At 63.0% G+C, this 13,092-nt stretch carries 14 protein-coding genes; 4 read left to right on the forward strand and 10 right to left on the reverse strand.

The genetic code is table 11. From position 1 onward, the window contains the following. Both VIQ49_RS21310 and VIQ49_RS21315 read right to left on the reverse strand, forming a co-directional pair. Complete coding sequence (locus tag VIQ49_RS21310; RefSeq protein ID WP_331888385.1) at nt 1-822, reverse strand: ABC transporter permease; 822 nt, start codon at nt 820-822, stop codon at nt 1-3. After that, entirely contained in the window at nt 819-1,808 is a 990-nt protein-coding gene (locus VIQ49_RS21315) for an ATP-binding cassette domain-containing protein (protein WP_331888387.1), read from the reverse strand. Before VIQ49_RS21315 ends, VIQ49_RS21310 begins: the two co-directional genes overlap by 4 nt. A gap of 227 nt (nt 1,809-2,035) precedes the next feature. Here VIQ49_RS21315 and VIQ49_RS21320 point away from each other — a divergent pair, with 227 nt between their 5' ends. After that, nucleotides 2,036-2,950 (forward strand): hypothetical protein, encoded by a 915-nt coding sequence (locus VIQ49_RS21320; RefSeq protein WP_331888389.1) that lies wholly within the window; start codon nt 2,036-2,038, stop codon nt 2,948-2,950. A gap of 96 nt (nt 2,951-3,046) precedes the next feature. Here VIQ49_RS21320 and VIQ49_RS21325 read toward each other — a convergent pair whose 3' ends face one another. The 6 genes from VIQ49_RS21325 to VIQ49_RS21350 all read right to left on the reverse strand — a co-directional run bounded on the left by VIQ49_RS21325 (nt 3,047) and on the right by VIQ49_RS21350 (nt 7,534). Further along, nucleotides 3,047-3,715 (reverse strand): response regulator transcription factor, encoded by a 669-nt coding sequence (locus tag VIQ49_RS21325; protein ID WP_331888391.1) that lies wholly within the window; start codon nt 3,713-3,715, stop codon nt 3,047-3,049. A gap of 160 nt (nt 3,716-3,875) precedes the next feature. Next, nucleotides 3,876-4,187 (reverse strand): hypothetical protein, encoded by a 312-nt coding sequence (locus VIQ49_RS21330; RefSeq protein WP_331888393.1) that lies wholly within the window; start codon nt 4,185-4,187, stop codon nt 3,876-3,878. Nucleotides 4,188-4,310: 123 nt separating this feature from the next. Continuing rightward, the gene (menE, locus tag VIQ49_RS21335) at nt 4,311-5,462 is read right to left on the reverse strand and encodes an o-succinylbenzoate--CoA ligase (RefSeq protein ID WP_331888395.1); all 1,152 of its coding nucleotides are present in this window, start codon (nt 5,460-5,462) and stop codon (nt 4,311-4,313) included. Further along, nucleotides 5,452-5,820, reverse strand: a complete 369-nt coding sequence (locus VIQ49_RS21340; RefSeq protein WP_331888397.1) for a DUF3349 domain-containing protein — start codon at nt 5,818-5,820, stop codon at nt 5,452-5,454. Before VIQ49_RS21340 ends, menE begins: the two co-directional genes overlap by 11 nt. A 100-nt stretch (nt 5,821-5,920) precedes the next feature. Continuing rightward, nucleotides 5,921-6,202 carry a hypothetical protein gene (locus VIQ49_RS21345; protein WP_331888399.1) on the reverse strand — a complete coding sequence of 94 codons (282 nt, stop codon included), beginning with the start codon at nt 6,200-6,202 and terminating at the stop codon, nt 5,921-5,923. A gap of 3 nt (nt 6,203-6,205) precedes the next feature. After that, nucleotides 6,206-7,534: an inorganic phosphate transporter gene (locus tag VIQ49_RS21350; RefSeq protein WP_331888401.1), complete on the reverse strand. Its 1,329-nt coding sequence runs from the start codon at nt 7,532-7,534 to the stop codon at nt 6,206-6,208. 212 nt (nt 7,535-7,746) lie between these two features. On the opposite strand from VIQ49_RS21350, the gene VIQ49_RS21355 reads away from it, so the two are divergent. Next, nucleotides 7,747-8,799, forward strand: a complete 1,053-nt coding sequence (locus tag VIQ49_RS21355; RefSeq protein WP_331888403.1) for an LLM class F420-dependent oxidoreductase — start codon at nt 7,747-7,749, stop codon at nt 8,797-8,799. Nucleotides 8,800-9,895: 1,096 nt separating this feature from the next. Next, the gene (locus VIQ49_RS21360) at nt 9,896-10,924 is read left to right on the forward strand and encodes an alpha/beta hydrolase family protein (RefSeq protein ID WP_331888405.1); all 1,029 of its coding nucleotides are present in this window, start codon (nt 9,896-9,898) and stop codon (nt 10,922-10,924) included. An 84-nt stretch (nt 10,925-11,008) separates the two neighbouring features. Here VIQ49_RS21360 and VIQ49_RS21365 read toward each other — a convergent pair whose 3' ends face one another. Beyond that, nucleotides 11,009-11,944: a 1,4-dihydroxy-2-naphthoyl-CoA synthase gene (locus VIQ49_RS21365; RefSeq protein WP_331888407.1), complete on the reverse strand. Its 936-nt coding sequence runs from the start codon at nt 11,942-11,944 to the stop codon at nt 11,009-11,011. Nucleotides 11,945-12,031: 87 nt separating this feature from the next. Between VIQ49_RS21365 and VIQ49_RS21370 the strand changes: the two genes are divergently transcribed. Beyond that, on the forward strand, nt 12,032-12,703 hold the full coding sequence (locus VIQ49_RS21370) for a PaaI family thioesterase (protein ID WP_331888409.1): 672 nt from the start codon (nt 12,032-12,034) through the stop codon (nt 12,701-12,703). A gap of 60 nt (nt 12,704-12,763) precedes the next feature. On the opposite strand, the gene VIQ49_RS21375 is transcribed toward VIQ49_RS21370, so the two are convergent. Further along, nucleotides 12,764-13,030, reverse strand: coding sequence for a hypothetical protein (locus VIQ49_RS21375; protein ID WP_331888411.1), 267 nt, complete (start codon nt 13,028-13,030; stop codon nt 12,764-12,766). Nucleotides 13,031-13,092 lie beyond the last annotated feature (62 nt).

Consider the following 13,092-nt stretch of genomic DNA (forward strand, 5'->3'; position numbering starts at 1 on the left):
TCAGGCGTTGCGCATGTACGACGTCACGGTGATCGGCGCCATGATCGCCACGATGATGGCCGCGCCCACCAGCGACCACAGCACATGGACTCCCACATGACCGTTGTTCGTGAGCTCGCGGACCGCGCTGACCAGATGCGAGACCGGATTGAACTTCACAAACGTCTGCATCCAGCCGGGCATCGTGTCGGGTTCCACGAACGCATTCGACATGAACGTCAGCGGAAACAGGATCAGCATCGAAACACCCTGCACCGCAGAGGCCTTCCGCATGATCGTTCCCATGAAGGCGAAGATCCAGGAGACCGAGAAGCTGCAGACGATCACCAGCAGTGTGGCCGCGACGGCCCCGAGTGGGTCGGGACGCCAGCCCATCGCGACGCCGACGACAATGGTGATCACCGTGGCGATCAGGTATCGGACCACGTCGGCGAGCAATGCTCCGGCCAGCGGACTGATGCGGGCGATCGGCAACGACCGGAACCGGTCGAAGACGCCTTTGTCCATGTCTTCCCGGAGTTGTGTCCCGGTGACGACACTGGTGACGATGACCGTCTGGACGAGGATGCCGGGGATGATGATCGGCAGGTAGTCCTGCACGCTGCCGGCCAGGGCGCCGCCGAAGATGTAGGTGAACATCAGGGTGAAGATGATCGGTTGCAGCACAACGTCGAACAGTTGCTCGGGGTTGTGCCGGATCTTGAGGAGCCCGCGGTAGCCCATCGTGAACGACTGGGCGATGGCATCGCGCACCCCGACCGCACGGATGGGTACCGGTGGGTTTTCGGATGTGGTGATCGGCCTTTCGATGATCGTGGTCATGCTGCGTACTCCTTCGAGTCCGAATCGGATTCCGCGGGTTCACCGGTGATGGTGAGGAAGACCTCGTCGAGGCTCGGCTTCTGGACGTTCATGGCCTCGACGCCGATGCTCTGTTCGCGAAGTGCGATGAGGATGTCGGGCAACAGATCTGGGCTGGGCAGCGGAGCGGTGATCCGGCCGGCCTCCGCGCTGAGTGTGGCCGGCTCGCGCAGGATCTGCTCGATCACCATCATGGCTGCCGGTGCCAGGGACTTGTCGGCGGGCGTCAACTGCAGGGTGGTCGATCCGATCGAACTCTTCAATTCGTCGGCGGTCCCGTCGGCGATGACCCGACCGTGGTCGATCACCGCGATACGATCGGCGAGTTGGTCTGCCTCGTCGAGGTATTGGGTGGTCAGCAGCACAGTGCTGCCGCCGGCCACGAGTCGGCGAATGGTGTCCCACATCTGTGCCCGGGTTCGCGGATCGAGTCCGGTGGTCGGTTCGTCGAGGAACAGCAGTGGGGGAGTGGCGATCAGACTCGCGGCCAGATCGAGACGGCGCCGCATGCCGCCCGAGAACTCCTTGAGTGGTCGCTTCGCGGCGTCGGTCAGTCCGAACTCCTCCAGCAGATCGTGCGCCCGTTGACGCGAGGCCCGGCGGCTCTTGCCGAGCAACCGGCTGAAGACGATGAGGTTCTCGGTGGCCGAGAGGTCTTCGTCGACCGATGCGTACTGACCGGTGACGCCGACCATCGAACGGACGGCGACCGAGTTGGTGGTCACGTCGTAACCGAAGACTTTCGCCTGGCCGGCGTCGGGCCGCAGGAGTGTGGCGAGCATGCGGACGGTGGTTGTCTTTCCGGCCCCGTTGGGGCCGAGGACGCCGTAGACCGTTCCGGTCGGAACAACCAGGTCGACGCCATCGACGGCCTTGGTGGAACCGAAGTATTTGACCAGTCCACGGGCCTCGATGGCCGGCGATCCGGTGTGCAGTGGTGTGTTCATGAAACACACGATGCTCCGGCGCGCTGTCGTCACGCTTACAGCTGCTGTCGTGAGCTCACAGGTCCCACCCACCCGAATTTGCATCGTGCACCGGCAATTGCCGGTGGACGATGCAAGAACGGGTGGGTGGGGCGGCGTTGACGCAAGTTATCCACACTTTCCGCAAGTATCCACAGATGACTCGCGGCCGGGCCGATTCTGTCCGACCCCGCTTTCACGGTGGATCCATGACACCTCAGGAACACCGCCATCTGCTCCGACGCGCCGAACTCGTGCCGGCCGGTGCGATCAGCGATCAGGCCGTCCGTACCGGGCTTCGGTCAGGCGCGTTGATCCGCCGTTGCGCCGGCGTCTACGTCCCACCTGATCCCGACCTCTCGGCTGCTGGCGAGTACCTCGAACGCGTGTATGCCCGGGCCGGTAAGTCGAAGGTGCGGGTCATCAGCCATCGATCGGCCGCGGCCGTCCACGACCTGCCGTTGCTCAGACCGGACGACGACAAAGTGCACTTCATCGTCCGCCGGGGTGGACGCGTGGCCGAGGGGATTCACCTCCATGAGGCGGAGGTCGATCCCAGCGACGTGGTGATGGTGAACGGACATCGGGTGACATCCATGGTGCGTACCGTCGTCGATGTCGCGCGCGAGGGCGAGTTTCTCGACGCGTTGGCGATACTCGACTCCGGTCTACGTGCCGGCGTGCCGCGCGCAGATGTCGAGGCGATGGCTCAGCGGTTCCGCGGCTTCGTCGGGGGAGCGACGCTGCGTGACGCGGCGCAGGCGGCCGACGGGCAGGCCGCGAATCCGGGAGAATCACTCTGCCGTGGGCTGATGCTCGGCTTTCCGGAGGTGCCTGCGCCACGACTGCAACACGCTTTTGTCGACGACGACGGCCTCATCGGGTTCACCGATTTCGACTGGAACGGCCGCGTGGTCGGGGAGTTCGACGGGCGGCACAAATACCGGAAGCATCTACGGCCGGGCGAGTCGGTCGAAGATGCCATCATCCGCGAAAAGTATCGGGAAGACCGCCTGCGCGCGTTGGGTATTCACGTCATGCGTTGGACGTGGAGTGACCTGATGCATCCGCTGCGCTTTCGGGCGGTGCTCAACCGAGGGCTGCGGTTGGGTGGGGTGCTGTGACCCAGACGGCGCACCGCCACCCGAATGTGCGTCACCCACCGGCAATTGTCGATGGACGGTGCGAAAACGGGTGGAGCGGGCCGCCGCGTCGAGCTTTCAACGACGAAACAACCGGGGCATCGGCAGCCACCCGTCCTCCAGTGCCCGCTTGTAGAGGTCGGTCTTGGTGGGTGCGGGCCGGCCGGCGTCGGCGTATTTGCGCCGGATCCGGGTGAGATACGCGTTGACGGTTTCGATCGACAGCCCGGTGATCGACGCAACTCGCGCCGCGGGCTCGCCGGAGGCGTAGAGCTCGAGTACCTCGCGCTGGCGGGGGCTCAGGTCCACGTCCCCGAGGTCAGGGTCGGCGTCGATGGCCGCTGCCCAATCCGTGGTGGCTACCGTACGTCCTTCGGCGGCAAGTCGTATCGCTTCCACGAGCTCGGTGTTGCGGGCGGATTTGCGCATGACCCCGGCAACTCCGGCGGAGATCGCCCCGCGAACCAGGTCGGGATAATCCGCGGTCGTGAAGACCAGGACGTTGATGCCGTGCGAGTGCAGCTTGTCGGCGTTGTCCTGCGGCCTGGACCTGTCGTCGAGGCGCAAGTCGAGCACCACGACATCGAGATCTGTGGATTGCGCCAGCAATTCGTCGACGGTGGCCGCGCCCGCGGCAAAAACCATCCCGTCGGATTCGTCGATGATTGTCTGCAGACCCGTGAGCTGGGACTCGAAGTCCTCGACGACCCCCACCCGATAGGTGCGCGCTGAATCGCTGGTGTTCACACAACCCCCCGTTTCATCCGCCCGCACATCATTTCCGGATGCCGGACCCACTTTCCGTTCCCCGTCGGCGAGCTGCTTCGTCGCAGTTGGTCAGCCGAGATCTCAAGAGATGTGGTTACCGTACCCATTTATGGATCGTGCGAAACTTCGGGCGATCTGGTCAGCAATGGTTGAGCAGTCTGTAGAACAGCTTTCCCTGGCGGTTGGGTTTGGTCAGGCGCTTTAGGATCAACGCGAGATGGTCCTCGGTCACCGCAACGGGTATCAGCCCACAACCTCCGTCGAATGGTGCCAGGGCTTCACCGATGACCGTCGAATCACGGTTCGCGTCAGCGGCTTTCATGGCATGACCGAACGTGGTGGTCGACGGGACGAGTCGATCGCCCGGTGCGATGGGGCCACTGCTGTCATCGACCTTGCAGTACACCTTCGACGGCGCGACCGCTTTTCGGGTGAGGTTGATGGATGTCATGTCAACGGCCTTTCGGATGCGACGAGTGCCTGCTTCACAGCATGCCGGGTACGGCGTGGGTGGTCGCGGGTAGTCGACTACCCGATATTCGGCTCGCCTCTACGCGTACGACCCGGGTCGCGATCAGGTGAGGAGTGCGCGCAACGCGGCGCGATCGACCTTGCCGGGACCCCGCCGGGGTAGGTCGTCGACGAATCGCACCTCGCGCGGCACTGCTGTCCGATCAAGGTGTTGGGCTGCAAAGGCTTTCACCGATGCAGCGCTCACTGGTGCCCCGCGCGCGGCGACCACGGCCGCGACCACTTTTTCGCCGAGGCGATCGTCGGGCAATCCGAGGACGGCACAGTCGCTGATCGATGGGTCCGAGAGGAGCACGGCCTCGACCACCTGCGGAACGATGGTCAGGCCGCCGGTGGTGATGGCCTCGTCGGCGCGGCCGATGACGGAGAGCATTCCATCGGCGCCGACCTGGCCGAGGTCGTCGGTCCGGAACCATCCGGTGTCGGTGAATGCGGTGTGGTCGGGCAGTCCGCGGTAGCCGGCCGCGACCATCGGGCCGCCGAGGATGATGCGACCCGGTGCCTCACCGTCGATGCGGATCTTGATACCGCGTAGGGGCGTGCCGTCGTAGACGCAGCCGCCGCAGGTCTCGCTCATCCCGTAGGTGCCGACGATGGGGATCCCGGCATCGATTGCCCGACGACGCAGGGGTGGCGGGGTGGCCGCACCCCCGACGAGCACCGCGTCGACCGAGCTCAATGCTGCGGTCGCGTCGGGGTGTTCGAGGACTTTGACCAGTTGGGTCGGCACGAGCGAGGTGTACCGGCGGCCCGAGGTCATCTGGTCGATGGCGCTCACCAGGGTGGCGGGGTCGAAGCCGGAGGATACGTCCAGCGTGATCGGGGCGAAACCGGCGTGGATGCTGCGGAGAAGCACTTGCAGACCGGCGATGTGGTGTGGAGGCAGGGCCAGCAACCAGCCGCCGGGACCACCGAGGTGTTCGTGCGTCGCATCGATGGAAGCGGTCAGCGATGCCACGGAATGCATTGCGCCCTTGGGGGTTCCGGTGGTGCCGGAGGTGGCGATGACCAGCGCCACATCGGGGTTGATGGGCTCGCCGGCACCGAGCGCCGTGCATAGTCGGGCTGTCTCGGCCGGATCGGCGGCCGGCACCGGCAGGAAACTCGCCGAACCGGCCAGCAACTCGGTGAGCGCACCGATATCAGGTGTTTCCGATAGCGGCAGGGGTTGTAGAACCCGCAGGTCAATCACCATTGTCCGAATTGTTGGAATTGTCAGAATTGCCGGCGGGGTCGGTCAGTGGTGTGAGGGAAAATGGCCAGCCCTTGGATTCGAGGTGTTTGCGGATCCGTTCCACGTCGGCTTCGAGTGGGAGTTCGTCGGTGATCTTGGTGATCAGCACTCCGGCGTCGATCGAGGTGATCGGTTCGGGCCGGTTGTCGATCATCTGGCCGCTCTTGATCAGCTCGTGTGAGACAGAGGTGACTTCTTCTTCTGACAGTTGCCGGCGAAGAAGTGCGAACAAGGGTAGGTAATCACTGGACGGGACCCCGTTGGGATATCCCTCACGGAGCCAGCTGACAACTTTGGTGAGAAACTGCGGTCGGTCCACCACTCCTCCTTTCGCGACTCGAGGTGCTCCGTCGGTAGCCGCTTCCAGACTGCCGGGTTCACCCGATGTGATGATGTTGACCACCGTTGGTCCGGACCGTTCAGCCCTCGACGAACGGAAACAGATCGACGCCGAAGTAGTACTCGATGGTGCCGCGCGTGATCCACAGAATTCCGACCACGATGACCGCGGCGATGATCCCGAACAGAACGTAGGCGATGCCCCGCATCAGCGAATTCGGTGGCGTCACAGCCCCGTCGGACCCCACGTCGCCCGATCCGGCGGCGTGGAGCCGAATTCCGATCGCGAAGATCGCCGGCAATCCGGCGCCCAGGATGAGTCCGACGACGAGCACTCTGAGAATCGCTTCGAACGTGCTCATCGATCAGACGCCTTCCTTCTGGCCCAGCCCGGTGGTGGTGGTGTCGACCGGGTTCTGAATTGGTGTGACACGGATGTCGGTCTGCACCTCGAGCGCAACGACCGGGACGTCCTCGTGGTGGTAGGCCGCCGCAACGTCGGCCGGGATGACGCTGTCGGTTGTCTCGTCCCAATCGGCGTTGACGTTGTGGCTGTCGACCTTCTGCAGCTGCGCGCGCCAGTACATGTAACCCGAGGCGACGATCAGGATTGCGAAGATGATGATCGCGCCGATGGCTCCACCCGTCAGGTTGGCGATGGCGAATGACACCGCACCCATCAAGGCGGCGGCCGGCAGGGTGAAGACCCAGGCCGTGGCCATGCGGCCGGCAACCGACCATCGCACGGTGGCCCCTTTCTTCCCGATGCCCGATCCGAGGATCGATCCGGTGGCGACCTGCGTGGTCGACAGTGCCATACCGGCGGCACTCGATGTCAGGATGATGGCCGCCGACGAGGCCTCTGCCGCCATGCCCTGCGGGGATTCGATCTCGACGAGGCCCTTGCCGAGGGTGCGGATGATGCGCCAGCCACCGAGGTAGGTGCCGAGAGCGATCGCGGCCGCGCAGCTGAAGACGATCCAGAACGGCAAACCGTGTTCAACGCTCGAGGCTTCGAGGTGTCCGCTGGCGATCATCGCCATGGCGATGACTCCCATCGTCTTCTGGGCGTCACCGGTGCCGTGTGCGAGCGCGACCAGCGATGCGGAGGCCACCTGACCGACCCGGAAGCCCTGTGCTTTCTTGCTTTCGGAAATCGCCCTGGTGAGCTTGTAGATGAGGTACGTCCCGCAGGCGGCCACGACGCAGGCGATGACCGGAGCCAGCAGACCCGGGATGATGATCTTCGTGGTGAGACCTGACCAGTTGACCCCCGACGTTCCGAGCGCGGCGATACCGGCGCCGATCAGACCGCCGAACAGTGCGTGGGATGAGCTGGAAGGAAGGCCGAAGAGCCACGTGAAGACGTTCCACAGGATGCCGCCGACCAGGCCGGCGAAGATGATGAGCATCGCCTTCTGGGCGTCGAGGCCACCGACCAGGGTGCCTGCATCGTCACCGCTGGTCTGCTGAATGTTCAGAACACCCTTGGTGATCGTGGCAGCGACTTCGACCGATAGAAAGGCGCCGACCAGGTTCAGAATGGCCGCGATCGTCACCGCGGTCTTCGGCTTGAGTGCCCCGGTTGCGATGGAGGTTGCCATCGCGTTCCCGGTGTCGTGAAAGCCGTTGGTGAAGTCGAATCCCAGTGCGGTGATGACGAGCAGCACGAGGATCAACATTTCTGCACTCATGGTCAATATTCTGCTGGTGGCGCGGCGAAATCTCCTAAACTTTCACCAAGTCGACATCTGAGCTGACCAGCGCTTTCCTTTGGACCCCATATTTGTTCATCCACTGTTCACCTTCTCGAGGGGCTCACGTGGTCGGGGCGATGCCGAAATGAGGCGATGTGGCAGACTTCGACCACCTTGTCTAATAGGTTGCGCGGTCCTTGGGAGGGCATATGAAGATCGGCATGGGTATCAACTACGCGGGAGATTTCGCGGATACGATCAACAATCTGGTCGACTTCGAAAAGGTTGGGCTCGACCGGATCACGGTCCCGGAGGCGTACAGCTTCGATGCCGTCAGCCAACTGGGTTTCATCGCCGCGAAGACGACGACCCTGGAACTCGCCACCGGTATCTTGCCGATGTTCTCGCGTACGCCCACCAACCTCGCGATGACCGCCGCCGGCCTCGACTACATCTCCGACGGCCGGTTCGTCTTGGGCATCGGCGCGTCGGGCCCGCAGGTGATCGAAGGCTTTCACGGCGTGAAATACGACGCCCCGGTCGGCCGGGCGCGTGAGACCGCCGAGATCTGCCGACTGGTCTGGCGTCGCGAGCGGACCGAATACAACGGCAAGTACTACAAGCTGCCGTTCTCCAAGGAGGACGGTGGAACCGGTCTGGGAAAGCCGCTCAAGATCATCAACCATCCGGTGCGCGACCGAATTCCGATGCTGCTCGCTGCCATCGGCCCCAAGAACGTCGAACTCGCGGCAGAGCTGTTCGAGGAATGGCAGCCCATCTTCCTGCATCCCGAGCACTTGAAGACGGTCTTCGGCGAATCGCTCGCCAAGGGCACAGCCAAGCGTGACCCCGCCCTCGGCGAACTCGGTATCTCGGCCACCGTCACGGCACTGATCACCGACGACAAGGAAGAGCAGAAGAACGCGCTCGAACTGGTCAAGCACCACTCCGCGCTGTACATCGGCGGGATGGGTGCGCGCGGCAAGAACTTCTACAACGACCTCGCGGTTCGCTACGGCTACGCCGACGCCGCCAAGGAAGTCCAGGACCTCTACCTCGACGGCAAGAAGGCCGAAGCGGCAGCGGCGATTCCCGATGACCTCGCAAAGGGCATGTCCCTGATCGGTTCGGCGGGCTACGTCAAAGAACGGATCGCCGCATTCGACGAGATCGGGCTGAGCATGCTGCTCGTCAGCTCGCCGGCTCCGACGCACGAAGCGCGCGTCGAACAGATCCGTCAACTCAAAGAGTTCGTCAGCTGATCTGGTACCCCGTTCGCTGTTCTTGCCCCGCGCGCTCCACGGAGTACGCGGGGCGAGCCATATGTGCTTCCACCGCGATGTCGCCTCTGCGCCATACCTTCTCGTGGGAAGCGGGCTGATTGCCCCACAACGATTTCAATTGTCGGACGCCGCGTGTTCGGTGAACGCGATGGCTATCTGAAGTACGCCAGAAGTTGATGGACCGGTTGTGACCGGCACAGGTCTGACGACAGAATGGCATCGCCGATGCACTTGGAACCCGGTAGTCGAGCAAGAGGAATGCTGTGCGATGAGAATCGCATATGTGCTGTGGCAGTGTAGTTTTCGGCTCTTCGTCGGAACGGATCTCGATGGTGTCACACGTCCCCGAGGCCGGCCCTCGGGGACGTGCGGACCTCACCGGTTCTGGTGTGAAAGATCAGCCGCCGGCGCTGCCGGTGAGGAGTCCACCGACGAATGTGCCGAAGAACTCAAGCAGAGTCGGAAGGATGCTGAGAATGTCTTGCGTTGAAGTGAACATGTAAATCTCCTCGTTGTAGTTTACATTGTTTCGACTCTACGCCTGGGGGCTGCCCTGGTACCCAAACGGTGAGCCGTGATCACACTGACACAAGTCAGTGACCCTGCATTGCAATTTGGTAAAAGTCGATGAAATGAAATTCGTCGTCTCGAGTTGGTCTGCGAGTGCGCTGGACGCGAGATGCATGTTTTCGGAAATATGTTGAGCTGCAGCAAGTTCCGTCCTCTTTTCTTAGGAGAACGAATCCCTTGCCACAGTGAATTTCCGGTTTCGCGGTCCGAAATAGGTCGCGTGCGGTGAGGGCCTCATTCCTTTTGCTAACGGTCTGGTAACCCTGCGGTCTCTGACTCTAAATCTTGTTTTCGTGACAATCGGCCAGCTCAGATCCCACTATTCGTGTGGTTTATCAGGCGATTTGAACAGTCCGTCTATTTGACCGAATTCCCGATTTCGGTAGTCCATTCGAGTGGCCGGACGATGAGGGCGCACAGCGTCGCCGGCTGAAGTCGTGTGCCCGGTATCGCGGAACAACTTTCGGTGTGGGAGAAGTGCGGCTAATGTCGCCTGGTGACCCGAATGAGTACATCCCAGCGCTTGCGCATGACGCTGGCCGCAGCGGTTTCGTCAGTGCTGGCCGCGACCCTCCTTGTTTCGTCTCCGGCCTCGGCCGAGGAGCTCCCGCAGACAGGGATCCAGTCGCCGGGCGGATCGTCGCTGGTAGGCGTGACCCAGACGGGTCCCAAGCAGCTCGATCTGCTGGTGTACTCGGCGTCGATGGACAAGAACATCCCACTCTCGGTGATCCTGCCGAAGGACCGGTCCGTTCCCAGGCCCACGTTGTACCTCCTCAACGGAGCAGGTGGTGGCGAGGATGCGGCGAACTGGCAGGCGAGGACCGATGTCGACGGATTCTTCGCCGACAAGAACGTGAACGTGGTGACGCCGAATGCGGGTGCGTTCAGTTACTACACCGATTGGCAGCAGGACGACCCGGAGCTGGGTCGCAACAAGTGGTCGACGTTCCTCGGCAGTGAATTGCCTCCCATCATCGATCAGGCGCTCGGCACTTCGGGTCTCAACTCGATCGCCGGCATTTCGTCGTCCGCGACGTCCGTGCTGAACCTGGCGATCGAGCATCCGGGGCTTTACAAGTCTGTCGGTTCCTACAGTGGCTGCGCGTCCACCTCGAGTGAGCTCGGCCAGTTTTACATCCGGATCACCGTCGAGGCGCGAGGCGGCGGCGACGCCACCAACATGTGGGGTCCGTTTGACGGCCCGGGCTGGGCGGCCAACGATCCGATTCTCAACGCCGAGAAGTTGCGTGGCCTCGCCCTCTACATCTCGAACGCCACGGGCCTGCCGGGCCAATATGAGACGTTGGATCGCGCCGATGGCGATCTGGCGAAGCTGACTGATCAGATCATCTTGGGCGGCGGTATCGAAGCTGCGACCGGTGTCTGCACCGCGCTGCTGGTCAACCGTTTGAACGAACTGAACATCCCGGCCACCTACGACTTCCCGCCCGTGGGCACACACTCGTGGGGCTACTGGGAAGAGCAGCTGCACAAGTCGTGGCCTACTCTGGCCGCACCGATCGGGGCCTGACCCCGACAGCGATGAACTGACGCAATCAGCCCCCGCCAAGTGTTGGCGGGGGCTGATGTGTTTGTGCCTGGTGTGAGGCGGCGGTCAGTAATAGAACGGGTAGTCGTCCCAGTCGGGTGCGCGTTTCTCCAGGAATGCATCCCGGCCTTCGACGGCTTCGTCGGTCATGTAGGCCAGGCGGGTGGCTTCGCCGGCGAAGACCTGCTGTCCCATCAATCCGTCGTCGGTCAGGTTGAACGCAAACTTCAGCATGCGCTGAGCGGTGGGGGATTTTCCGTTGATGGTCTTACCCCATTCGATGGCGGTCGACTCGAGGTCGGCATGGTCGACCACTTCGTTGACAGCACCCATTCGCTGCATCGATTCGGCGTCGTAGGCCCGTCCGAGGAAGAAGATCTCGCGGGCGTTCTTCTGACCGACCTGCTTGGCCAGGTAGGCGCTGCCGTATCCGGCATCGAACGACCCCACGTCGGCGTCGGTCTGCTTGAACCGTGCGTGTTGGCGCGACGCCAGCGTCAGGTCGCAGATCACGTGTAAGGAGTGGCCGCCACCGGCCGCCCAGCCGTTGACCACTGCGATCACCACTTTGGGCATGGTCCGGATCAACCGCTGTACCTCGAGGATGTGCAGACGGCCGCCTTCGGCTTTGACCCGTGCGGTGTCGACGGTGTCCGAGGTGTCCCCGCCGGCGTACTGGTAGCCCGAGCGGCCGCGGATGCGCTGGTCTCCGCCGCTGCAAAAAGCCCAGCCGCCGTCCTTCTCGCTCGGTCCGTTGCCGGTCAGCAGCACCACGCCGACGTCAGGGCTGCGTCGCGCGTGGTCGAAGACCCGGTACAGCTCATCGACGGTGTGGGGCCGGAAGGCGTTTCGTACCTCTGGGCGGTCGAACGCGATCCGCACGATTCCGTGCGCGCGACCCTCGCCGGCGTGGCGGTGATAGGTGATGTCGGTGAGGTTGTCGAAACCGTCGACCGTTTTCCACTGCGTTGGATCGAAGGGCTGATCTGGTGAGGCGCTCATGGATTCCGAGCGTAGTTGCAGAAATCTCAGGGCTTGGTACGGAGGTCGGGTCGCGCCAGGTCGGCGCAGGTGGATACTGTCGTGACCATGACTGAGGGAAACCCACTCGAAGCGAGCGCCGCGACCTTTGGTGACGGCACAGAGCTCGAAGAGCGTCATGAGGGTGGATTTCGCCCCGCATTCGACCTGGACCTGACCCGCGGGGGGCCGCGCTACGGCGAATTCGTAGAGCAGGTGCGGACCTTCATGGACCGGGTGAAAGCGGCCTGCCCACCGGAAGACCTCGTCGATGAGCTGATCGATGAGTTGAAGGTGATGAACGACCGGCTCGACGGCGTCGCCATCGACGAATGGCGTGCTCCTTCTGGTGGCCGTATCGACCTGCCGGCGCGTGGCAACATCACGCTTCCGCCGTATGAGGTCGACGAGGCCACCGCAGAGTTGGTGAGGGCGCGGATCACGTTCCGGCGCTATCACCTCGGCGGCAACAATGCGGCCCATGGTGGTCAGATCGCGGTGGCCTTCGACGATGTGCTGGGGATGTCAGGCGCGCTCGGATCCGGTGGCATCACCCGAACCGCCTATCTGACGATCACCTACCGCGCTATCACCCCGCTGAACAAGGAGCTCACGATACGGTCATGGGTCGACCGCATCGAAGGGCGCAAAGTGTTCCTGAAGGGAAGCCTGCACGACGGCGACACCTTGTGTGCAGAGGCGGACGGGTTGTTCATCAAGCTGAAGCCCGGCCAGCCGTAGTCGGCCGAATGTGGTTGTCTATCGTGAATTCCCAACGCGGTAAGGGCAATTCGCAACCGTCTACCAGCGGCGACGGCGACGCAGTGCGTAGATCGCGATACCCAGCCCGACAACACTGAGCAGATCTGACTCGGTCAATCCGTTCTTCGGGGTGAAGGAGAGGAGTACGGCTCCTTCGATCGGTCCGTTGAACAGGATCCACAGCACTGATACGCCGATCAGAACAAACGCGGCGGTACGGCTGGGCTTGGCCAAGGTCCACGCCCCGCAGACGAACAACAGGTTCAGCAGCACGAGGCCGTGAAAGAACGCGGGCGTGATGTGCATCCCTGCAGTATTCCAAGGGGGCGCTTCGGGAGGGTCGATGCGGCGCGGTGACTTGCGACATA

The organism is Williamsia sp. (assembly GCF_036566845.1).
Taxonomy (GTDB): domain Bacteria; phylum Actinomycetota; class Actinomycetes; order Mycobacteriales; family Mycobacteriaceae; genus Williamsia.